Origin of the sequence: Microbacterium sp. C7(2022) (genome assembly GCF_028823665.1) — a bacterium.
Lineage (GTDB): Bacteria > Actinomycetota > Actinomycetes > Actinomycetales > Microbacteriaceae > Microbacterium.
Genome location: NZ_JAPEHV010000001.1, coordinates 131,538 through 154,057 on the forward strand (window position 1 = coordinate 131,538; position 22,520 = coordinate 154,057).

The window sequence follows — 22,520 nt, forward strand, 5'->3', positions numbered from 1 at the left end:
CTTCGTCGGGATTCATTCTCACCCACGCCAGCCGGCAACACCAACAGATCCCGCTCAGTCCCGTCAGTCAGCGTCCTCGAGGCGCAGTTCGAGACTCAGTTGGTCGGCGTCGAGTTCTGCCAGCGCGTGCCGCAGCGCTTCGGTGCTGTACGCGCCGCCCGACGAGAGGTCGTCGAGTCGGCGGCGCTCGGCCGCGATCAGCACCAGGCGCAACTCGAGCATGTCGCGTCGTTGCAGGCTCGACTCATCGTTCTCTGGCGGGCGCAACCGTTTCACGACGAGTGAGCGAACCTCGTCGGGGAACGCGGTGCCGTCCCGCCGCCGCAACTGCGGAGACGCGAGTGCGTCTTCCGCGGCGGCGCGCAGTTCGTCGTCGAGGCTGTCTTGTTCGTCGCGCGCGGCGGCGTCGTCGTTCTCCGACTGCGGGAACTTCAGCATCTTCACGACCCAGGGCAGGGTGAGGCCTTGAATCGCCAGGGACCCCACGGCGACCGTGAACGCGATGAAGATCAGCAGGTCGCGATCGGCGAGGTCGCGCGGAAGCGTCTGCGCGGCGGCGAGGGTGACGACGCCTCGCATGCCCGCCCACACGATCACGGTGCCGTGCTTCCACCCCAGGGCGGTGGCCTGGTAGTAGTCGAGGTCGCTCAGAGATCGAGCAATGCGACGACGCATCGACTCGACGCGTCGTTGCAGACGTTCGGTGTCGATGCTCTTCTTCTCGGCGATGCGCTCGGGGTGTGCCATGACATCGTCGAGATGCGCGTTGAGGGCATCGAGCCGCTTGCGTTGCGCCGAAGACGCGCGGCGGCCCTGTAGCCACACGAGGAAGGTGACGTACCCGGCGCGGACGACCATCAGGATCGCGAACGCGCCGAGCGCGAGAAGCAACCCGAGACCGAGGCCTCTTTCATCGCTCATGTTGCCGTCGACGATCGCTTTGAGCTCGAGTCCCATCAGCAGGAAGACCGCACCTTCGAGCATGACCTCGACGGTGCCCCACGTCGCTTCGTCGCTTCGTCGCTGGATCGGTGAGAAGTGACGCGCGGCCCCTTGGCCGGTGACGATGCCCGTCACAACGGCGGCGACGAGACCCGAGCCGCCGAGCGCCTCCGTCGGAAGGTAGGCGATAAACGGCACGACGAAGGCCAGTGCCGTGTTGGCGGCGGGGTGGCTGACGCGAGAACGCAGGTGCAGGTTGGCCCATCCGACGAACCCGCCGATCACGACAGCGGCGATCACTCCCCACACGAATGCGCCGAGGAACCCGATCCCGAGGGTGGTGGTGGCCTCCTCAGCGCTCACACTGGCGGCCGCGGCGCCCGTGGCAGCGGCGGCAATCAAGGTGCGCAGCAGCACGAGAGCCGTCGCATCGTTGAGCAGGCTCTCACCTTCGAGCATCGTGACGACTCGTCGCGAGATGCCGGCTCTGCGCGCAATCGCCGTGGCAACCGCATCCGTCGGAGAAAGGATCGCGCCCAGGGCGATCGCGATGGCGGGATCGATACCCGGGATCGTCAGGAAGAAAAAACCACCCAGCACGAGCGAGCTGACGACGACGAGGACGAACGCGAGACCTGCGATGGGGCCGAAGTCTCGTCGAAACTCCACGGCCGGCAGCTTCACCGCGGCGGCATACAGCAGCGGGGGAAGCACGCCGACCAGAATCCATTCGGGGTCTACTTCGGGAACGTCAACCCCGGGCAGCAACCCGACGCCGATGCCGATTGCGACGAGAATCATCGGCCCGGCGATGCGAATTCGCGGTGCGATCGCGGTCGCAACGGCGATGACGACGACCGCGCATAGAGCGACGATCAGCGTTTCCATGAGGGCGAGCCTAGGGGGAAATGCCGCCTGATCGCGTGGGAAGGGTCCGGTCAATCCTCGCCTGAATGGGCTGTGACCGGTACCGTTCAACGTGAACAAGATGTTCACAGCGGGTGACGAGCGCCCGCACGGAGAGGTTGCGATACAGCCGGCGACCTCTGGATTCCGGGGGGAAGCCGCATGATCGACCGACTGGATGACATCCTGTACCCGCCGATCGAGCCGTACGAGACCGGCGAACTGATTGTCGGTGACGGCAACCGCATCCACTGGGAGATCAGCGGCAACCCTGAAGGAAAGCCCGTTGTCTTCCTCCACGGCGGGCCCGGGGGTGGCACCTCACCGTGGCATCGCCGGTTCTTCGATCCCGAGCGGTACAAGATCGTCCTGTTCGACCAGCGCGGATGCGGAAAGTCCACCCCGCACGCGAGCGATCCGGCCGCTGACCTGCGCTTCAACACCACGTGGCATCTGGTGGCCGATATCGAGTTGCTCCGGCGCAACTTGGGCATCACGCAGTGGCAGGTGTTCGGGGGCTCGTGGGGGAGTGCTCTGGCGCTCGCATACGCGCAGACGCATCCGGATGCCGTCAGCGAGATCGTGCTGCGCGGGATCTTCACGCTGCGCCGCCACGAACTCGAATGGTTCTATGAGGGCGGTGCCGGGGCGGTGTATCCGGATCTGTGGGAGGACTTCATCGCGCCGATCCCGGTGCTCGAGCGCTCGCGTTTGATCGAGGCGTACCACCGGCGCCTGACCGACCCCGATCCGGCGGTGCACATTCCCGCCGGGGTCGCATGGTCGAAGTGGGAGGCCTCCACGCTCACGTTGCTGCCCGACCCCTCGCTGGTGGATCAGATGACGGATGCCGCGCAGGCGACCGCGTTCGCTCGCATTGAGAATCACTACTTCATGCACGGCGGATGGTTCGAGGAAGGCCAGTTGATCGCCGGTGTCGGTGCGATCCGCCATATTCCGGCCGTCATCGTGCAGGGCCGCTTCGACATGTGCACCCCGCCCATGACGGCATGGGACCTGCATCGCGCGTGGCCCGAAGCCGAGTTCGTGATGGTTCCGGATGCCGCGCATGCGGCGAGTGAGCCGGGTATCGCCGCGGCGTTGCGCGCCGCCACTGACCGCTTCGCCTCGCGGGGGAGCGAGCCGGTGGTCGCGCAGCCAGTGAGCGTGGAGGATTCGCACGACCCGGCGCTGGTAGAGTGAAGAATCTTGCAGCGCATCATCGCGCTTCTTGCGTCGTAGAACGCTTCCCTCGCCGCCGTCTCGGATGACCTCCGTTTCCGCTGGCTGACAACTTTCGTACGGCGACCCCAGGTCGAAATACGACTCGGGCCACCGAACCCGGGCACTGTCGTGTGCCCGGAGATTGATTCCTCATGACTGACGTCACCTTCAGCACGCTCGGCGTGCCCCAGCCTCTCGTTGCGGCGCTCGCCGCAGACGGAAAGACCACGGCCTTCCCCATCCAGGTCGACACCCTCCCTGACACGCTCGCCGGCCGCGACGTGCTCGGCCGCGGAAAGACCGGCTCGGGCAAGACCCTCGCCTTCTCCATCCCGATGGTCGCGCGCCTCGGGACCAAGCTCGCTGGCGGCAGCCGCCGCGGCGGCCTGCCCCTCGGGCTCGTCCTCGCCCCGACCCGTGAGCTCGCCACCCAGATCAACGCGACTCTCGAGCCGCTCGCCAAGGCTTACGGGCTCACCACCACCACGATCTTCGGTGGCGTGAACCAGAACCGTCAGGTGCAGGCCCTGAAAGCGGGCGTCGACATCATCGTCGCGTGCCCCGGGCGCCTGGAAGACCTGATGAAGCAGGGCTTCGTCAAGCTCGACGCGATCGAGATCACGGTCATCGATGAGGCCGACCACATGGCTGACCTGGGCTTCCTCCCGGGTGTCACGCGCATCCTGTCGGCCACGCCGTCGGGCGGTCAGCGACTGCTCTTCAGCGCAACCCTCGACAACGGCGTAGACAAGCTCGTCTCGCGCTTCCTGCAGAACGAGGTGCTGCACTCCGTCGACGAGGCCAACTCGCCCGTCGCGGCGATGACCCACCACGTCTTCACGCTCGAGGGGACGGATGCCAAGAACGACGTCGTGCGCACCTTGGCATCCGGAATGGGCCGTCGCATCCTGTTCATGCGTACCAAGCATCAGGCGAAGAAGCTGGCCCAGAAGCTGACCGCTGCGGGGATCCCCGCCGTCGACCTGCACGGCAACCTGTCACAGCCCGCGCGCGACCGTAACCTCGCGGCGTTCTCGTCGGGTGCCGCCAAGGTGCTCGTCGCCACTGACGTTGCCGCACGCGGCGTGCACGTGGACGACGTCGAGCTCGTGATTCACGTCGACCCGCCCATGGAGCACAAGGCGTACCTGCACCGCTCGGGCCGTACGGCGCGCGCCGGTGCCGAGGGCGCCGTGGTGACCCTCGTGCTGCCCGGCCAGGAGCGCGACGTCGCACAGCTTCTGCGTAAGGCCGCCATCTCGGTGGCGCCGACGCGCGTGACGCCGACCTCACCCGAGGTCGTCGCTCTCGTCGGCGAGGTCGCCCCCTACGTCAAGCCCGAGCCGAAGCCCGTGCAGCAGCAGGGCGGCGGACGCAGCCAGGGCGCGAACGCGCAGCGCAAGCGCGCGGCCCGCGAAGAGCGCGGTGGCCAGGGCGGCCAGCCGCGTCGCGACCGCTCGGGTCGCCCCGCGGCCGGTCAGCGCCAAGGGCAGTCGGCAGGTCAAGGCGGCGCGGGTGCTTCGCGCAACGGCCAGGCTGCGTCGCGCAACGGACAGGGCGCTTCGCGCAACGGCCAGCAGCACGCTGCGCCGCACCGCGACAGCTCGCACCACGATGCCCCGAAGTCGGGCACCCCGCGTCAGCCCGGTTCGCGGCGCGCGTCGCACGCCGGCGGCTCGGGCAAGCTGATGGTCGGCTCGGTCGTTCGTCAGAACGGCGGCAACCGCCGCGGCGGTCGCTGACCCGCTGCCCGCTACGCGCCGAAGGCGCGGGCGAGAGTCTTCACGAGGCCTGGCACGCTTCCCGTCATACGGAAGCGTGTCAGGCCTTCTGACACGCTGGCACCGGTGCGGGCGGTGACGAACCACGGCGGTTTCGGCAGCACCGACGGCGTTCCCGATCCAAGCAGCGCTCCCGCCGACCGCGGGAACGGCCGGAACGGCCCCCGCACCACGGAGCGCTCGACGCGGTCGAGCAGCAACGCGTTGTGCACCACGCCGAGACCGCTCGAGACATCGTCGAGCGTCGCGCCGGGGAATGCGCCCCACGTGAGCGTCGGCGTCGAGAATCCCACGGCAGTCCATGCGTTGACCGCGATCGTTCCGTAGCGCAGATCGGCGATCGCCCGCTCGAAACCGCCACCCAGGCGCGACTGCGTCACGGGGTCGATCAGGACGTTCGCGCCGAGGGTGCCGAAGAGCCGCTCATTCGCACGCTGCACCGCGGCATCCAGGAATTTCTGGCCCTCCCCCGGGAGTGACACCACGCCCAGCACGGGCGAGAAGTACTCGGTCGTCTCAAGTGCCTCGGCGTTGCCGCCGTCGCTGAGGTCGACCAGCGCACGAGTGCCGCCCGCGCACCACTGCGCGTCGGGGTAGTCGGATGCCGCGCCCTCGAGTTTCTTCGTGCTCTGGGGGTACCACGACGAACGGTGCGGGGCGGCGTCGTACGCCGAGCGCAGCGCCGCGAGAAACGCCTCGCGCTGCGGCCAGTCCGCGCTCAGGATCACGACCTGCCCGGCGATGCAGTTGTGCCCCGAGTTCTGCAGGCGCATCGTGGCGATGTGCTCGGCCTGGAAGGCCAGGTCGGCGTCACTCCACTGCCCCGGCACCACGATGATCGGCGACACCCCGCCCAGTTCGGCGGTGATCGGCAAGGTCAGTTTTGGCCGGTTCTCACGCTTGCGGCGCGTGGTCGCACCCGCGGCAGGTCCTGACGACGGCCCCCACACGATCGCATCGAACGTGGTGGCCGCGCCCGTGATGTGCACGTGGGTCACACGCGGATGCGTCACCAGGTGCGCACCGACATCGCCGCCTCCGGTGACGATCTGCAGGAAGCCGGGTGCGATCAGCGGCGCAAGCGCGCGTTCGAACACCGGCACGAGCGCATCCTGCGTGGGGTTCACCTTCAACAGTGAGACGCGGTTGTGGGCGAGCAGTTCGTAGAGCACATCGAGAACGGGAATCGCGGTGACGTTTCCCGCCCCCAGCACGAGGCCGATTCCGCCGCTTTCGCCCGGGGTGCGTTGCGCGAGTCCGGCTTCGCGCCGCACATCGTCCGGGGTGACGCCGGGTTCGAACCACACCTCACCGGTGAAGCCCGAGAGCAGGATGCCGTCGATGGGCTGCAGCGGGAAGACATGCGCGCGGGTGCGGCCGCCGGGAGCGGCATCCATCTTCACTTTCTCGACGGGGGAACGACCGGCGGCCATCGCTTCGAGCGTGCGGCGGTAGGCGTCAATCGCGGTGAGTGCGTTGTAAGGGCCCGACAGCCACTCTTCGCCGCGCAGTGGGCTGCCCGGTGCGAGGTCTTTTGAGGTTGCGGCGATGTCGGCCCATTCCTCGGCGACGCTCGACACCGAAGAATGCAGCGCCTTCATCAGTGACGCCCGCTGGCGCAGGGTGAGGTGGCTCCACATCTGGGCCCCGGTATCGAGGCGGTCGAACGCGGCGTCGAGGGTGCGGGTGACATCGTCGGGCAGGGCGGCGGCTTTCGCGCGCGGCTTCTTCGTGCCGCGCACCGAGGCGGGGGATTTCGGGGCGACCTGACTCACGGCTGCTCTCCTTCGGGCGGGAGTACTCAGTCTACGTCGGCGCGTCGGAGGGGGTACCGGGCGAGGGTGATGAGGCTGATCGCGATGAGCGCGGCCGGGGCCAGGCTGAAGCTGATGACGATGCCGCTCACGGCCGCGTCGGGCTGGGTGACGCTCGCGCCCGCGGTGGAGGACACGTAGCCGGTGACGGTCAGGATGATCGACAGCGCGGTCGCGCCGAGGGCGAAGCCGACCGTTTCGCCGGCCGTCCAGATTCCGCTGAACGCGCCGGCCTGGCCGGGGCCGTGGGCGCGCTCGTCGGCCGAGATGACGTCGGGCAGCATCGCCATCGGCAGGGACTGCATGCCGGCGTAGGCGATCCCGGCGATCCCGACCGGGAGGTAGATCCACGCGCCCGGTGCCCACAGTGCTCCTCCGATGGACACGGCGGCGACGGCGAACACCACGCTCGCCACGGCGAACGCGCGCTCCTTCCCGATGCGTCGGGCCACGGCGCCCCACGCGGGGGCGGCGAGCAGTGCGGGGGCGATGAGCGCGACGAAGAGCAGTTCGACCGCAGCCTCGGAGTGCAGCACCCACGTGGCGACGTATTGCGCGCCGGCGAGCATCAGCCCGGTCGCGAGAGCCTGCAGCACGAACGTGCTGAGCAACAAGCGGAACGCGCGGCTGCGGCGCAGCGCACGGATTCCGGACGCATAGTGCTCGCGCAGCCCGCTCTGCTGCGTGCGCAGGCTGGCCATCGGGGCGACGCTGTCGGGCACCGGGGAGGAGGGCAGAGTGGATGCCGCGCCCGCGACCTCCGCACCCAGTGCCGAGATCGACGCGTGGCGCGTGACCGTGATCGCGATCAGCATGCCGACAGCGATGGCGACCCCTGCGACGACGCCCATGACGAGGTACCCGGTGACCGGATCGCCGGTGAGGCGGCGCAGCGCCGGGCCGCCAGCGCCGAACGCCAGGATCGCGAACGTGAGCACCACCACGCGCCACGACAGCAAGCGCGTGCGTTCGTCGTAGCGGGGCGTGAGTTCGGCTGGGAGCGCAATGTACGGCACTTGGAAGAGGCTGAACGCGGTGGCCGACAACAGGAAGGCGATCATCACCCAGATCGCGCCGACGACCGGCCCGAGCGACGGCGGTACCGCGAAGGTTGCGGCGAACAGAACGGGCAGCGCGAGTGCGCCGATCAGCATGAGGCGGCGGCGTGAGCCGTGGCGCGCGAGGTCTCGGTCGGTGAGCGCCCCGATCACCGGGTCGATGATGACGTCCCAGATCTTCGCGGCACCGATCACGACGCCGGCCGCGAGAGCGGCGACCCCCAGAGAATCGGTCAGGTAGTAGGTGAGTACGAGGCCCGGCAGCGTCGCGAACCCACCGGTGCCGAGCGATCCGGCGGCGTAGCGCGCGATGATTCCCGCGCGAAGGCGAGCGGATGCCGCGGCCGCCGGCGCGGGTGTGTTCTCCGCGTCGGATCGAAGCGAAGCGGAGATGTGGTCGGGTGCGGCGGCTGCTGCGCCGGCGTCGGGAGCGTCGGTGCCCATCGCGCCAGTGTAGGTCAGCGCGAACCCGCGCGCTGACGCCTGTGGAAGAGACCCCTCGGACTCAGCGACAGTCGGCGACCGCGTCGCGCACCGCGTGCAGTCCGCGCAGCGCCTCGGCGAACGAGGTCGACAGCGGTGAGAGTCCGATGCGCAGGCCGTGCGGGTCGCGGTAGTCGGGGATCACGTCCTCGCGCCACAGGCGCGCAGTGACTTCGCGCATGGACGGATGCGACAGCGTGACGTGCCCACCGCGTTCGGCCGAGTCGCGCGGGGACGCGACCTCCACGCGGAGCGGGGCGAGCAGAGAGTCTGCCACCTCGATTGTGAAGTCGGTCAGCGCGATCGACTTCGTTCGCACGGCGTCGATTCCGGCATCCGCCAGCATCTCGAGGGTGTCTTGCATGGCGAGCATCCCCACCACCGGAGGTGTGCCCGACAAAAATCGTCGCATACCCGGGGCCGGTCGGTACTCGGGTCCCATCGCGAACACATTGGCGCTGCCCATCCACCCCTGGATCGGTTGCGCGAGTCGGTCGTGTAGGTCGGCGGCGACATACGCGAACGCGGGCGATCCCGGGCCGCCGTTCAAGTACTTGTAGGTGCAGCCGACAGCGATGTCGAAGCCCCATTCGTCGGCGCTCACCGGCACCGATCCCGCCGAGTGGCAGAGGTCCCACACCACGAGCGCACCCGCCTCGTGCACCAGTTCGGTGAGGTGACGGGCATCGGCCAAGTGGCCCGAGCGATAGGCGACGTGGCTGAGGACGACCACCGCCGTCCGATCACTCAGCGCCGGGGCGAGCAGCTCGGCCGTGACCCCTGACGACGTATCGACGTCGATCCAGACCACATCGGCAGCGCACTCGCGTGCGATGCCTTCGACCACGTAGCGATCGGTGGGGAAGTTGTCGCGGTCGACGACGATCTCGCGTCGCGCGGGCGACGCGGCGCGCGCGGCGCCCAGAGCGGCGCGGATCATCTTGTACAGCAGCACGGTCGTCGAGTCAGCGACGACGGTCTGCCCCGCAGCAGCGCCGATCGCCACACGGCCGATCGTGTCACCGATCTCGAACGGGAGTTGCATCCAGTGCTCATCCCACCCGCGGATCAGGCGGCCACCCCACTGCTCGGTTGTGAAGGTCGCGAGGCGCTCGGTGGTTGCCCGCGGCGGGCGACCCAGCGAATTGCCGTCGAAGTAGACCAGGTTCGACTCGGCGCCGACGAACTGATCGCGGAAGCGGCGCAAGGGGTCGCCGGCATCGAGGGCGTGCGCCCGGTCGTGCAGGTCGGCGGTCGCGGCATCCGGTTCACTCATCGTGCACCAACTCCTCTTCGGGGACGACGCACGCCCGACCCAACCACGCGGGCACGTCGTCGAGGTCGGCAGGCGCGTCGCCCGCGATGAACGTGGCGACTCCGGCGGGAGCCTCGGTGAACGGCCACGGATCGCACAGCGACGCGATGAGCGCTTCGCCGCGGACCCCCGCGGCGTGCAGCGCCGCCAGTTCGCAGGTGTTGATGCCGACGGGCAACTCGCCGTTGCCGAGATCGGTGCCGTACAGCACTCGCCCACCCGCGGCCGCGAAGGCGGCAAGGTTCGCGCTCGCTGCCGAGACTGTATCGGGCTCGTCGCGGTGGATATCGAGGGTCGAGATCCAGGCTTGCCCGGCGTCGACGGCGTCGCGGATTTCGTCGCCGTGCGCCGGCCCGCTGAACGGTGTGTGCGCGAGCACGTCGACACCCGCGTCGAGCGCTCGGCGCAGCATCCCGTCGCCTTCGACGTGCGCGACGACGGGTCGCCCGCGCTCGTGGGCGAGGCCGACGATCGCCCGCGCGGTGTCGAGGTCGAACGGCGCCGCACCAGCATGAAGGGTGATCTTGATGATGGATGCCCCGAAGGTGACCTGCTCGTCGATCGCCGTGGCCGCGCCGCCGGCGACACCGGGGTGCGACGACGCGCTGCTGACTTCGCGGACTGTCCCCGGGGGTGCCCACGCCCGGCCACTGGGGTATCCACCGGGAGCGGTGATGAACGCGCCGGCATATGCCACGCGCGGAATACCGTCGCCGGCGAGGTGCGCGAGGGTCACCGGATCGCCGCCGAGGTCGACGATGCCGGCGATGCCGGCGGCTGCGAACCCGCTCGGGGCGATGAGATGCCGGTGCACGTGGTGGTCGATGAACGGCGGCAGGTGCACGCCGGACTCGCCCGTGAGGGCCCGACGGCACGGCCGCGCGTGTGGACCGAGCAGCGCGCGCAGGGCGAACGGGTCGATGTGAGTCATCAGCCCAGCTCCGTCCGCACCGCGAAGAGCTCGGGGAAGAAGGTCAGCTCGAGTGCGCGTCGCAGGAACGGCACGCCGCTCGAGCCACCCGTTCCCGTCTTGAAACCGATGATGCGCTCCACGGTCTTGAGATGGCGGAACCGCCACAGATGGAAGTTGTCTTCGAGGTCGACCAGCTCTTCACACGTTTCGTACGCGGCCCAATGTGTCTGCGGGTCTTCGTAGATCGCGGTGAAGACCGGCACGAGTTCGGGCGAGAACACCCACGCCTGCGTGACATCGCGTTCGAGCAGTTCGTTCGGGACCGGGTACCCGGTACGGGCAAGCAACCGGAGAAACTCGTCGTACAGACTTGGGGCCTCAAGCGCCGATCGGACGAGATCGTGCGCCACAGTGTCGCCCTCGAACACGCGGAGCATCGCGGCGTTCTTGTTGCCGAGCGTGAATTCAACAGCCCGGTATTGGGCGGACTGAAACCCGCTCGAATTCCCCAGAATCCCCCGGAACTGGGAGTATTCGGCCGGGGTGAGCGTGGCCAGTACCGACCACTGTTCGGTGAGCGTGCGCTGGATGTGCTTGACCCGCGCGACGCACTTCAGGGCGGGGGCGAGGTTGTCCTCGCGCAGGTAGACGCGCGCCGCCGACAACTCGTGCAGGACGAGCTTCAGCCACAGCTCAGTCGTCTGGTGCTGGATGATGAACAGCAGTTCATCGTGGTGCTCGGGGGAACTCAGTGGGTTCTGAGCCGAGAGCAGGGTGTCGAGGTCGAGATAGCCGCCATAGCTCATGCGGTCGACGAAATCGGTGACCACCGTTTCTTCGATCGCTCGGGTATTGCGTTGCACACCTTCGCTCACCCCGCCAGCCTAACGAGCGCCTCGATTCGTCGTCAGGCCCCCGCGCAGATCAGATGAGCGACAGCTCGCGCAGCTTGGCCTCAACGTCGGCGTTCGAGGGCTCGACGTGGTGGCTTGCATCGGGGTAGACGACGACAGGGATGTTGGTGCGCCCAGAGATCTCGCGGGCCACATCGGCGGCATCCGGCGTCGCGACGAGGTCGACGTAGGTGTACTCGACACCCAGGCCGTCGAGCTGCGCCTTGGTGCGAATGCAGTCGCGGCACCAGTCCGCACCGAACATCGTGATCGTGGAAGAAGCTGATTCGGTCATTCCTCCATTGTCCCCCCCGCGTGGGACGATAGGTCGCAGTGCAGCTCACCGTCATCGTCCCCACATTCAACGAGGCTCCCAACGTCGCGGAGCTCGTGCGGCGCGTCTGCGCGAGCGTGGCGGGAATCGATGCCGAGATTCTCTTCGTCGACGACAGCACGGATGCCACTCCCGCCGTGATCCGCGAGGTTGCGGCATCCGCCCCCCTACCCGTGCGGGTCATTCATCGTGAATCTCGCGAGGGCGGCCTGGGCGGCGCCGTGCTCGAGGGCTTCGTACAGGCACAGGCGGACATCTGCGTCGTGATCGACGGCGACCTGCAGCATCCGCCGGAGAAGATCCCCGAGATGTGGGAGCGCTTCGGCGTCGGTGACGCCGAGATCGTGATCGCGTCGCGCTATGCCGGCGGTGGCACCTCGCATGGCCTTGCCGACCGCACGCGCGTGCTGGTGTCGAAGGTGTCGACCGCCGTCACCAAGGCGATGTTCCCGGTACGCCTGCACGATGTCACCGACCCGATGACCGGCTACTTCATGATCGACCGACGCTCCGTCGACTACGCGATCCTCAAGCCGCGCGGGTTTAAAATCCTGCTCGAGATCCTTGCGCGGCGAAACTTCACCGTCGCCGAGGTGCCGTTCGATTTCGACCGCCGCCACGCGGGGGAGTCGAAGGCATCGTTACGTCAGGGCGTCCACTTTCTCGCCCAATTGACGGCGCTGCGGTTCGGCAAGATGTCGCTCTTCGCCGTCATCGGGGCGCTCGGAGCCGTGGCGAACATCGCGATCGTGTGGGCGCTCACGCAACTGCAGGTTGACTACCTGTGGGCGGCCATCATCGCGGCAGAGACCACGATCATCGGCAACTTCCTGCTGCAAGAGCGCTTCGTCTTCCACGACATGCGGGGCGAGGCATCGGCCGTGTGGGTGCGTTTTGCGAAGTCGTTCTCGTTCAACAATGCCGAAGCGCTGGTGCGCATCCCGATCGTCGCGCTGATGGTCGAGTCGGGGCACGTGTCAGTCGTCATCGCGACGGCGATCACTCTGGTGTTCGCCTTCATCGTGCGCTTCGTCTTCCACTCGCTCGTCGTCTACGCGCCGCGCAAGCAGGGCTCGCCCTCGCGTGCACGGCAGCTCGTCGACGAGATCGACGATCAGGTGATGTCGCCCGGCGAGCTGTAGGCCGCGCTATCGTCGGGCGAGTGAACGACTGGATCGAGCACCGGCGAGGCGACCGTGAGCTCCTCGGCTACCTGGTCCCCGAGGGTGACGGATTCGTGGTGCACGATCTGCTCGGCAGACCGCGCACCGACGTGCCCGTCGACTGGCTGGTGGGAGAAGAGCTGCTCGACGAGCTGGGTATCGGCTATCTCGCCGACAAGTGGATGCTGCGACTGCCCGACGGCTCTGAGCGTCCGGTGCGCATCGCCGAGGTGAGCCGCACGGGGATCTCGCTCGTCGCGGACGAGTACGGCGCGGCCGCCGCTGTCGGAGCGAACGTCGATCGGTTCCGCTTGCCGTGGCCCGCGGGCGATCAGCTGCGCCCGGCGTAGCCAACGGACGGCGTTACCCTGCCGGTTCGCGGGTCAGATCGTCGGGCAGTCGCACTCCGGCCATCTCGGCAAGCAGCTCGAGGGCACGTTCGCCATCGGCGGGATCGGTGAATGAAGCGTACGGTGCGCGTACCTTTGGCGGACCGTTCGTCTCGCCCAGCCGCGCGGGCACGATGAAGTCCCCCTCGTGCACCGCGTCATCGCACGTCGCGCGCAGCGCGGGGAGTGCGGCGTCGCCAGGATGGTGGCCGAAGATCCCGCGAGACATCAGGCTGCGGGTGGCGCGGTCGCGCACAGTCACTCGCGCACGCACCGCGGCCGGTGCGATGTTCGTCATGGCCACACCCGGATGGCAGAGCACGGTGCGCACTCCCCAACCGAACCGTTCGTTGCGACGCGCCAACTCGAGGGCGAACGTGCCGAGCAGCACCTTGGATCGCGCGTACGCGCGCAGCGGGCGATAGTCGCGCGCACTCTGCGCATCGTCCCACGCAAACCGCGTGCGCTGTGCCGCCAGGCTGCACTGCACGGCGACACGCGCTCTACTCGCCGCAAGGAGGGGGAGGATGCCGGCGACCAACACCGCATGGCCGACGGCATTGGTCTGCAGATGCAGTTCATTGCCGTCCACGGTGAGGTAGCGCCGCGGATCGCCGAGCATGACGACCCCGGCGTTCAGGACGAGATGGTGGATGCAGCGCCCTTCGGCCCGGAGGTCATCGGCGAGGGTGCGCACGGAGGCAAGCGAGGCGAGGTCGAGATCGCGCACCTCAAGCTGAGCATCGCGATGCTCGGTCCGCAGGCGGTCTGCAACCTGCTCGCCCTTCGGCCGATTGCGTACTGGCATGATGAGGTGCGCTCCGGCTCCTGCCATGGCCCGCGCGATCTCGAATCCGACGCCGTCGCTCGCACCGGTCACCAGAGCCGTGCGGCCGTGCAGATCAGGCAGGTCGATGTGCCACCGGCGCGCCGGAACCCCGGCCCGTGGTCCGGACGGCGCGGGCACGGCAGGGTCCGTTGCAGCATCCATTCGTCGCTCCTCAGGCGAGACCATCACTGCGTTCACAGAGTCTCGTACCGTCGTGGTGATACGTCAACGGGCGGGCCGTAGCGGTGACACCGACGAGAGCCGCGGCTACGCTGGCGACGTGACTACTCTCGTGCTGACCGTCGTCGGAGATGACCGAGCAGGCCTCGTGGCCTCGATCGCTGGAATCGTGGAGGGGCACGGCGGCAACTGGGAGAACAGTCAGCTGGCAGAACTCGCCGGCACGTTCGCCGGTGTCATCGAGGTGTCGGTCGTCCCCGAGCGGGCGGATGAGTTGCGCGCGGCGCTCGACGTGCTCGAGGGGTTGCTCACCATCACCGCCCACACGGGCGGGGAAGCGGATGCCGACACCGCCGACGCGCGGGCGGTCACCGTAAAGGTTCTCGGCAACGACCGTGCGGGCATCGTGCGCGATGTGTCATCGGTGTTCAGCACGCACGACGTCAGCATCGACAGCCTCGTCACTCAGACGAAGGATGCCGCCATGGCAGGCGGCCGACTCTTCGAGGCGACCGTCGAGGCGCGGGTACCGGCATCCATCGACCTCACTGACCTGCAATCGGACCTCGAGCGCCTCGCGCACGACATCCAAGTCGACGTCACGATCGACGCCTGAGCGAACTCAGCTACCGCGGTGCTCGCGGTAGTACGCCAGCAGCGACTGGGTCGACGCGTCCTGCGCGCCGATGGCGTCTTCGTCGCCCTCGATCGCGGGCGCGATCTGCAGCGCGAGCTGCTTTCCGAGTTCGACGCCCCACTGGTCGAACGAGTTGATTCCCCAGATCACGCCCTGCGTGAAGGTGATGTGCTCGTAGAGCGCGATCAGTTGGCCGAGCGCCTCGGGGGTGAGTGACGGGGCGAAGATCGACGTCGTCGGGCGGTTTCCGCTGAACGTGCGTGCGGCGACCAACGGGCCGGTCGTGCCTTCGGCCTCGACCTCTTCGGCCGTCTTGCCGAACGCGAGCGCCTTGGTCTGCGCGAGGAAGTTCGCCAGGAACAACCCGTGCACGTCACGCCCGCCGTCCTCGAGCGGGTACGCAGGGTTCACGAAGGCGATGAAGTCGGCGGGGATCAGGCGCGTGCCCTGGTGGATCAGCTGGTAGAACGCGTGCTGCCCGTTGGTGCCGGGCTCGCCCCAGAACACCTCGCCGGTGTCGGTCGTCACGGGGCTGCCGTCCCAGCGGACCGACTTGCCGTTGGACTCCATCGTGAGCTGCTGCAGGTACGCGGCGAAGCGGTGCAGCTGCTGCGCGTAGGGCAGCACGGCGTGCGACTGGGCGCCGAGGAAGTTCGAGTACCAGACGTTCAGCAGACCCATGAGGACCGGCACGTTCTGATCGAGCGGAGCGGATGCCACGTGTTCGTCGACCGCGTGGAAACCGGCGAGCAGCCCGCGGAAGGCGGGCGGGCCGAGCGTGATCGCCAGCGATGTGCCGATCGCCGAGTCGACCGAGTAGCGACCGCCGACCCAGTCCCAGAATCCGAACGCGTTGTCGGTGTCGATGCCGAACTCTGCCACCTTGTCGAGGGCCGTGGAGACAGCGATGAAGTGGTGGGCGACGGCTTTCGTCTTGGCGTCTTCTGAACCGTCGATGACGCCGGCCTCGGTCAGCGACGCCCACAGCCAGTCGCGCGCGAGACGCGCGTTGGTGAGGGTCTCGAGGGTGGTGAACGTCTTCGATGCGACGATGAAAAGGGTCGTTTCGGGGTCGAGGTCGGCCGTGGTCTGCGCGATGTCGGTCGGGTCGATGTTCGACACGAAGCGCGCCTCGATCCCGGCATCCGCATACGGCTTCAGAGCTTCGTAGACCATGACCGGACCGAGATCCGATCCGCCGATGCCGATGTTGACCACGTGCGTGATCTTCTTGCCGCTGACGCCAGCGAAGTCGCCCGAGCGCACCCGATCGGCGAACGCATCGATGCGGTCAAGAACCTCCTGCACGTCCGTATCGATGTCCTGCCCGTCGACGGTGAGGGCCGGGGTCGCGCCCGGCGGCCGACGCAGCGCGGTGTGCAGCACCGCGCGGTCTTCGGTGGTGTTGATGTGCACGCCCTCGCGCATCGCGGTGTAGCGCTCGGCGACGCCGGTCTGCGCGGACAGACGCACCAGCGAGGCGAGGATGTCGTCGGTGACGAGGTTCTTCGACAGGTCGACGCGCAGGTCGGCCAGATCGAACGTGAGACGCTCAACGCGCCCCGGGTCGGTGGCGAACCAGTCGCGCAGGTCGGGGCTGAAGCCGTCCTTGTGGGCGGACAGTTCGGCCCAGGCGGCGGTGGCGGTGGCATCGATCGGAGCAGTCACGGATGCCACGCTACCCACTGGTTCGTACTGTCGGCATTACTGCGTCGTCACAATGACGACGCAGAAGTTGTGGGATGCCGCTACCCGGCACATCACGTGCGCCCGGTGAAGTGGTCCATCGAGCGGTACACCTTGAAAATCGGCCCGGCGACAGCATCCCAGACCCTCGTCGGGAGGATGCCGCGCGCGGCCATCCCGAGTTTCACCGTCCAGGGGCGCAGCACCATCGGGGTCCCGCGCCGCATGCCGTTCCAGGCTGCAGCCGTCGCTTCGCGAGGGGAGAGGATCGGCGTCCACAGCGGACCGCGCGCACCGGCGAACATGCCGGTGGAGACGAAGCTGGGGCAGAAGGTGGTCACGGCGATGTGCCGGTGCCCGGCTTGCTCGAGTTCGATCCGCAGCGACTCGCTCCAGCCGATCATCGCCCATTTGGATGCCGCGTACACACTCATGCGAGGGTTGGCGAGGGTGCCGGCGGCCGACGCGATGTTGAGGATGCGCTTGAGTCTCGTGGCATCCGTCATCATCGCCGGGAGCGCTTCGCGCGTGAGCCACATCGCACCCAACGTGTTGATGCGCAGGGTGTTTTCGATGTCGCGCACGGGGTCGTGATCCCAGAACGCAGCCCCGCGCACGACGCCCGCGTTGTTGACGATGATGTCTGGGTCGCCCAGATCGCGTGCCGTGGCGGCATAGGTGGATCGGATGCTGTCGAGATCGCCCATGTCGACGGCGTAGGCCAGCACGGTAATGCCCGAGCGCGAGAGGTCGGTCGCGAGCGCCTCGGCCGCATCGGCATCGATGTCCCACAGGGCGATCGCCCGGGCGCCGCCCGCGATCGCGCGCCGTGCGTACAACTCGCCCATGCCGCGGGCGCCGCCGGTGATGAGCACCATCGCGCCGTGTACGGGGTCGATCGGGTGGGTGCGCATGTGACCTCCTCGTCGTCAGCTCCACCCTAGAGCTGTCGTGGCAGACTCGTGCGCACCCGTGTACGAAGGAGTCGCCATGGCGCCGTTTCATCCCGACCTGCGGATCGCCCGCTTCATTCCGCCGCTGAACTTCACGGCGCGCACGACGGCGCTGATCAACAAGGCCACGCCGAGGGTGCCGCCGACGCCGGTCGACATGGTGATAGAGACTCTGCGAGTGCCCGGACCCGAGGGTGCGCCCGACGTATCCGTGCGGTTCTATCGTCCGCGTGCGCTGCGTCAACCCGCGCCGGCGTTGTTCTGGATCCACGGCGGCGGCATGATCACGGGCTCTGCGTTGCAGGATGAGCGTTCGTGCGTCGACTTCGCGCGAACGCTGGGCATCACCGTGGCATCCGTCGACTATCGTTTGGCGCCCGAGCATCCTGCGCCCGCAGCCCTCGAAGACTGCTACGCCGCATTGCGCTGGCTGTTCGATCACGCGTCCGAGCGCGACATCGACCCGACTCGCATCGCCATCGGCGGGGCGAGCGCCGGGGGAGGCCTCGCGGCTGGCGTTGCGTTGATGGCGCATGACCGCGGTGAGGTCGATGTGGCGTTCCAGTTGCTCGTCTACCCGATGATCGACGATCGGACGGTTCTTCGCACCGATCACGATCTCCCCGAGGTGCGCGTGTGGACGAAGAAGAGCAACCTGTACGGCTGGACGTCGTATGTCGGCACCCCCGGCGGCGCGGAGGTCTCGGACTATGCCGCCCCCGCACGGCGGGGAGACCTCGGCGGGCTTCCTCCCGCGTGGATCGGCGTCGGTTCGTTCGACCTCTTCCACGATGAAGACATCGCCTACGCTCAGCGTCTGCGCGACGCCGGCGTGCCGTGCGAGGTGACGGTCATCCAGGGGGCATTCCACGGGTTCGACGCGGTGTTCCCCGGCAAGCCGGTGTCGAAGGCATTCTGGCGCACGCAGGCCGACGCGCTGCAGAAGGCGCTCTTCCCCGCGTAGCGTTGCCGCGCGCCTGCGCCGCCGTCGCGCTGGCCGCCTCGCGAGTGAGCATCAAACCTGCGAATGAGCATCAGATTGCGTGCTCACATGCAGGTTTCGTGCTCACTCGCCGCGCGGGGGTGCCGGGGCTCGCCGCGCGGGAAGTGCCGGGGCTCGCCGCGCGGGAAGTGCCGGGGCCGGCCGGGCGGGCGCCAATCGGGAGGGGCGCGCCGGGCCCCGCGCACGCGAAAAAGACGAAACCCCCGCGATGTAGAAGCTACGCGAGGGTTCCTGGGGTGATTGTAACGATCACCCTTGTGGCTCCGACCGGCATCGATCCGGTGACCTTTCGATTTTCAGTCGAACGCTCTACCAACTGAGCTACAGAGCCTCGCAACATTCGAGAATGTCGCGATCTAAGACGAAAGGCCCTCTCGAAGAAGGGCCCGTCGCTCAGAGCGACCCTGACGGGACTTGAACCCGCGACCTCCGCCGTGACAGGGCGGCACGCTAACCAACTGCGCTACAGGGCCTTGCATATTAAGTTGTGTGTGTGACCCCAACGGGATTCGAACCCGTGCTACCGCCGTGAAAGGGCGGCGTCCTAGGCCGCTAAACGATGGGGCCGGATCGCCCGAGGGGATCAGGCTTACCGAGGGTCAAGCATACGCAAACATTCGCGAATGCGCCAATCGAGGGCGAGTCATGCTGCCGTCCGGGCGTGTCGGGGTGAGACTGGGCGGTGCGCTTGTGCCCGAACAGGAGCAGGATAGAGGTACCTTCATGCTCCCCATTTGTGACGCATGTTGTTAGTGTGAAAGTTGTGACTGAGCGCCGACGGGAGGGTTCGATGCGCATCGAGGATGCCGCGGCGAGCACCGACGGCGACGCAGAAGACTGCGGTTGCGCGCCCACGAAGCGCGAGCAGCGGCTGTTCGCTTCGCCGGTCAACCGTCGCTCAGCCCTGGGAATCGGCGCTTTGAGCGTCGTTTCTTTCAGCGCACTGTTCGGCGGTATCGCGGTTGCGCCGGCCTTCGCGGCCAGCTATCCGTCGTGGGACGACGTCGAGCGAGCCAAGGCGAACGAAGCATCCAAGGCCGCTGAGATTCAGCGCATTCAAGGTCTCATCCAGAACCTCGCCGATGACGTGGCGCGCAAGCAAGCCGCGGCAGAGAAAGCGGCGGATGAGTTCTACGTCGCACAGCAGGAGTACTTCGACGCCGCGTACCGGGCCGACACCCTTCAGGAGCAGGCCGACGAGCAGGCGAAGCTCGCCGTTGATGCCGCGGACAAAGCCGGCCGGGTTGCCGCGCAGCTGTACCGCAACGGCGGCGATGACACGTCGATGGAGCTCTTCTTCTCGGGGTCGGCGGGCACGGCCGACGATCTGCTGGCGCGCCTGGGCACGATGGACAAGCTGCTCGAGCGCAATCAGTCGGTGTATGCCGACGCGGTCACGGCGCGCGATTCGGCGCAGAGCCTCAGCGATCAGGCAGAGCTGCAGCGCGTCGAACGCGATCGATTGCAGAAGATCGCCGAAGACAAGATGGTGGCCGCGCAGGCGGCGGCGGATGCCGCACAAGCCGCACTCGACGAGCAAGAAGCCCGCAAGATCACGCTCGATGCGCAACTGGCGGCGCTCCAGGACACGACGGCGAAGACCATCGCCGACTACAAGGAGGGTGAGCGCATCCGCAAGGAGGCGGAGCGCAAGGCTCGTGAAGAGGCTGCGCGCAAGGCACGTGAAGAAGCCGAGCGGATCGCGGCCGCCAAGGCCGCGGCTGAGAAGGCTGCGGCAGAAGCGGCGGCCAACAGCGGTGGTGGAGGCTCATCCGGCGGGGGCGGGTCGTCCAGCGGCGGAAGCGGAGGGAGCACCGCATCCTCGGGCTGGGCTCGTCCCTCATCGGGTGGGCGCACGTCGGGTTATGGCCCCCGCTACGTGCAGTGCGGCGCGGGTTTCTGCGCGAGCGGCTTCCACCGTGGTGTTGACCTCGCCGCCGGATGCTCGGCGGGCATCTACGCGGCACATTCCGGCACGGTCGACTACGCCGGGTACAACGGCGGATACGGCAACTACATTCGCATCCAGCATGGCAACGGCCTCGCCACCGGCTACGCGCACATCCGTTACGGCGGCATTTTCGTCAGCCGCGGGCAGAAGGTGCGCGCGGGCCAGCTGATCGCGAGCGAGGGCAATACCGGCAACTCGCTCGGGTGCCACCTGCATTTCGAGACGTACGTCAACGGCTCGCCGGTGAACCCCATCAACTTCATGGCGGCGCGCGGCGTCTCGGTCTAACCCACTCCCGGATGGCCGCGCCGCGAGAGCGGCGCATAAGAAAAGAGCGGATGCCGGGGCATCCGCTCTTCCCTATGAATGACGTCAGATGGTGCTGGGCGCTTCGCCCTCACCCTGCGTGCGCGTCTCGCCCTCGTGCTCTTCGAAGCGCGTGAAGGCCTCGGCGACCAGGCGCTCGGCCTCGGCGGCGTCCGCCCACTCGTCGACCTTGACCCACTTGCCGGGCTCGAGGTCCTTGTAGTGCTCGAAGAAGTGACCGATCTCGGCCTGGGTGTACTCCGAGATGTCCGAGACATCCTGGATGTGGTTCCAGCGCGGGTCCTTGGCGATGACCGCGACAACCTTGTCGTCGCCGCCGGCCTCATCGCTCATCTTGAGCACGCCGACCGGGCGGACCTTGGCGATGATGCCGGGAGCGAGGTCGTGGTCGAGCAGCACCAGAACGTCGAGCGGGTCGCCGTCTTCGCCGAGCGTGTTCTCGAAGAAGCCGTAGTTGGCGGGGTAGCCCATCGGCGTGTAGAGGATGCGGTCGAGGAAGACGCGGCCGGTGCCGTGGTCGACCTCGTACTTGATCTTGCTGTTGCGCGGGATCTCGATGACGGCGTCGTATGCGCCCATGATGGTGCTCCTTCGAGTCGGGTGGAAAGTCTGCGGAAAGTCCGAGGACAAGCCTAGTCGCGGCACGCCCGGTACCGTAGGCGCGTGGAAGATCGCCGCCCCAGCCTGAACCCCGCCATCGCCGAGGTGCGCCTCGCCGTGCGCGGTGCACTCGCCACGCTCGAGCAGGGGGGCACGGTGATCGTCGCTCTCTCGGGCGGCGCCGATTCGCTCGCCCTCGCTGCGGCAACAGCGTTTGAAGCGCCGAAAAAGGGCATCCGGGCGCTTTCGGTGACGGTCGACCACGGATTGCAGGAAGGGTCAGCGGATGCCGCTGCCGCCGCGGCCGCGAAGGCTCAGGCGCTCGGCCTCGAGGCGATCGTGGTGCGTGTCGACGTGGTCGGCGACGGCGGACCCGAGGCCGCGGCCCGTGACGCGCGCTACGCCGCGCTGCGACAGGAGGCCGCGCACTCCGGAGCTGCGGCGATCCTCACCGGTCACACGCTCGACGACCAGGCCGAAACGGTACTGCTGGGCCTTGCCCGCGGGGCGGGGGCGACGAGCATGCAGGGCATGGCCGTGGCATCCGATCTCGAAGGAATCACTCTGCTGCGTCCGTTGCTCGCCGTTCGCCGGAAGACGACTCGCGCCGCGTGCGTGGCTGCGGGGCTGGAAGTGTGGGACGACCCCCACAACAGCGAGCCGCGCTTCGCCCGCGTGCGCGTCCGCGAGCGCGTGTTGCCCGTGCTCGAGGCCGAGCTCGGGCCAGGCATCGCCGAAGCGCTCGCGCGCACGGCCGAGCAGCTACGCGAAGACGCCGAGGCGTTCGACGAGATGATCCACGAGACGATCGAAGACATCGTCGAGCCCGCCGAGGCGGGGATCTCGGTGTCGGTGCCCGCGCTCGCCGCCAACCCCGCGGCGGTGCGGAACCGCATCATCCGGCTGGTGGTGGCATCCGAGTTCCATGAGAGCCTGACCCGTACCCAGACCCTGGAAGTCGCGCGGCTGATCACCGACTGGAAGGGGCAGGGGCCTATCGACCTGCCCGGATGCTCGGCCCGGCGCATCGGCCAACGGTTGGAGTTCACCGCGCGCTGAGGGGCCGCAGGGTCGGCTACGGGACGATGCAGGTCGATGCTCCATGCCTGGTCGGCGGGGAATAATCCCCTGCGGCATGC

Annotated in this window: 19 protein-coding genes and 3 tRNA genes; 8 read left to right on the forward strand and 14 right to left on the reverse strand. The window is 68.0% G+C overall.

The annotated features are described in order from the left end of the window. Window positions 1–63: 63 nt before the first annotated feature. A complete protein-coding gene (locus ON062_RS00550) occupies window positions 64–1,830 on the reverse strand; it encodes a sodium:proton antiporter (RefSeq protein ID WP_274645188.1) in 1,767 nt (588 codons plus the stop codon). A gap of 180 nt (window positions 1,831–2,010) precedes the next feature. On the opposite strand from ON062_RS00550, the gene pip reads away from it, so the two are divergent. Both pip and ON062_RS00560 read left to right on the forward strand, forming a co-directional pair. Then, window positions 2,011–3,051 (forward strand): prolyl aminopeptidase, encoded by a 1,041-nt coding sequence (gene pip, locus ON062_RS00555; RefSeq protein WP_274645189.1) that lies wholly within the window; start codon window positions 2,011–2,013, stop codon window positions 3,049–3,051. 173 nt (window positions 3,052–3,224) lie between these two features. Next, a complete protein-coding gene (locus ON062_RS00560) occupies window positions 3,225–4,814 on the forward strand; it encodes a DEAD/DEAH box helicase (protein WP_274645190.1) in 1,590 nt (529 codons plus the stop codon). Window positions 4,815–4,825: 11 nt separating this feature from the next. On the opposite strand, the gene ON062_RS00565 is transcribed toward ON062_RS00560, so the two are convergent. The 6 genes from ON062_RS00565 to ON062_RS00590 all read right to left on the reverse strand — a co-directional run bounded on the left by ON062_RS00565 (window position 4,826) and on the right by ON062_RS00590 (window position 11,624). Then, window positions 4,826–6,628 (reverse strand): aldehyde dehydrogenase family protein, encoded by a 1,803-nt coding sequence (locus ON062_RS00565; protein WP_274645191.1) that lies wholly within the window; start codon window positions 6,626–6,628, stop codon window positions 4,826–4,828. A 26-nt stretch (window positions 6,629–6,654) separates the two neighbouring features. Beyond that, window positions 6,655–8,169, reverse strand: coding sequence for an MFS transporter (locus ON062_RS00570; RefSeq protein WP_274645192.1), 1,515 nt, complete (start codon window positions 8,167–8,169; stop codon window positions 6,655–6,657). Between the two features lie 61 nt (window positions 8,170–8,230). Continuing rightward, window positions 8,231–9,484, reverse strand: a complete 1,254-nt coding sequence (locus ON062_RS00575) for an aminotransferase class V-fold PLP-dependent enzyme (protein ID WP_274645193.1) — start codon at window positions 9,482–9,484, stop codon at window positions 8,231–8,233. Then, window positions 9,477–10,454: a hypothetical protein gene (locus ON062_RS00580; RefSeq protein ID WP_274645194.1), complete on the reverse strand. Its 978-nt coding sequence runs from the start codon at window positions 10,452–10,454 to the stop codon at window positions 9,477–9,479. Before ON062_RS00580 ends, ON062_RS00575 begins: the two co-directional genes overlap by 8 nt. Further along, on the reverse strand, window positions 10,454–11,311 hold the full coding sequence (gene kynA / locus ON062_RS00585) for a tryptophan 2,3-dioxygenase (protein WP_274645195.1): 858 nt from the start codon (window positions 11,309–11,311) through the stop codon (window positions 10,454–10,456). The genes ON062_RS00580 and kynA overlap by 1 nt, the downstream gene beginning before the upstream one ends. A 49-nt stretch (window positions 11,312–11,360) precedes the next feature. Next, the gene (locus ON062_RS00590; RefSeq protein WP_274645196.1) at window positions 11,361–11,624 is read right to left on the reverse strand and encodes a glutaredoxin domain-containing protein; all 264 of its coding nucleotides are present in this window, start codon (window positions 11,622–11,624) and stop codon (window positions 11,361–11,363) included. Between the two features lie 38 nt (window positions 11,625–11,662). On the opposite strand from ON062_RS00590, the gene ON062_RS00595 reads away from it, so the two are divergent. Further along, window positions 11,663–12,805, forward strand: coding sequence for a glycosyltransferase family 2 protein (locus ON062_RS00595; RefSeq protein WP_274645197.1), 1,143 nt, complete (start codon window positions 11,663–11,665; stop codon window positions 12,803–12,805). Window positions 12,806–12,825: 20 nt separating this feature from the next. After that, window positions 12,826–13,176, forward strand: coding sequence for a hypothetical protein (locus ON062_RS00600; protein WP_274645198.1), 351 nt, complete (start codon window positions 12,826–12,828; stop codon window positions 13,174–13,176). Window positions 13,177–13,189: 13 nt separating this feature from the next. On the opposite strand, the gene ON062_RS00605 is transcribed toward ON062_RS00600, so the two are convergent. Continuing rightward, on the reverse strand, window positions 13,190–14,206 hold the full coding sequence (locus tag ON062_RS00605; protein WP_274645199.1) for an SDR family oxidoreductase: 1,017 nt from the start codon (window positions 14,204–14,206) through the stop codon (window positions 13,190–13,192). A 118-nt stretch (window positions 14,207–14,324) separates the two neighbouring features. Between ON062_RS00605 and ON062_RS00610 the strand changes: the two genes are divergently transcribed. After that, a complete protein-coding gene (locus ON062_RS00610) occupies window positions 14,325–14,840 on the forward strand; it encodes a glycine cleavage system protein R (RefSeq protein ID WP_274645200.1) in 516 nt (171 codons plus the stop codon). 6 nt (window positions 14,841–14,846) lie between these two features. Here ON062_RS00610 and pgi read toward each other — a convergent pair whose 3' ends face one another. Next, window positions 14,847–16,529 (reverse strand): glucose-6-phosphate isomerase, encoded by a 1,683-nt coding sequence (gene pgi / locus ON062_RS00615; RefSeq protein WP_274645201.1) that lies wholly within the window; start codon window positions 16,527–16,529, stop codon window positions 14,847–14,849. Window positions 16,530–16,621: 92 nt separating this feature from the next. Then, entirely contained in the window at window positions 16,622–17,461 is an 840-nt protein-coding gene (locus tag ON062_RS00620; protein ID WP_274645202.1) for an SDR family NAD(P)-dependent oxidoreductase, read from the reverse strand. Between the two features lie 76 nt (window positions 17,462–17,537). On the opposite strand from ON062_RS00620, the gene ON062_RS00625 reads away from it, so the two are divergent. Beyond that, the gene (locus ON062_RS00625; protein WP_274645203.1) at window positions 17,538–18,464 is read left to right on the forward strand and encodes an alpha/beta hydrolase; all 927 of its coding nucleotides are present in this window, start codon (window positions 17,538–17,540) and stop codon (window positions 18,462–18,464) included. A gap of 297 nt (window positions 18,465–18,761) precedes the next feature. Here the strand turns inward: ON062_RS00625 and ON062_RS00630 are convergent. The 3 genes from ON062_RS00630 to ON062_RS00640 all read right to left on the reverse strand — a co-directional run bounded on the left by ON062_RS00630 (window position 18,762) and on the right by ON062_RS00640 (window position 19,070). Then, window positions 18,762–18,834: transfer RNA gene (locus ON062_RS00630), tRNA-Phe, on the reverse strand. A 68-nt stretch (window positions 18,835–18,902) separates the two neighbouring features. Further along, window positions 18,903–18,976 (reverse strand) — tRNA-Asp (locus ON062_RS00635). A 21-nt stretch (window positions 18,977–18,997) separates the two neighbouring features. Beyond that, window positions 18,998–19,070 (reverse strand) — tRNA-Glu (locus ON062_RS00640). Window positions 19,071–19,293: 223 nt separating this feature from the next. Here ON062_RS00640 and ON062_RS00645 point away from each other — a divergent pair. Beyond that, on the forward strand, window positions 19,294–20,742 hold the full coding sequence (locus ON062_RS00645) for a M23 family metallopeptidase (RefSeq protein ID WP_274645453.1): 1,449 nt from the start codon (window positions 19,294–19,296) through the stop codon (window positions 20,740–20,742). An 84-nt stretch (window positions 20,743–20,826) separates the two neighbouring features. Here ON062_RS00645 and ppa read toward each other — a convergent pair whose 3' ends face one another. Further along, window positions 20,827–21,360 carry an inorganic diphosphatase gene (gene ppa, locus ON062_RS00650; protein ID WP_274645204.1) on the reverse strand — a complete coding sequence of 178 codons (534 nt, stop codon included), beginning with the start codon at window positions 21,358–21,360 and terminating at the stop codon, window positions 20,827–20,829. A gap of 84 nt (window positions 21,361–21,444) precedes the next feature. On the opposite strand from ppa, the gene tilS reads away from it, so the two are divergent. Then, entirely contained in the window at window positions 21,445–22,440 is a 996-nt protein-coding gene (gene tilS, locus ON062_RS00655; protein ID WP_274645205.1) for a tRNA lysidine(34) synthetase TilS, read from the forward strand. The last annotated feature ends 80 nt before the right edge of the window (window positions 22,441–22,520 follow it).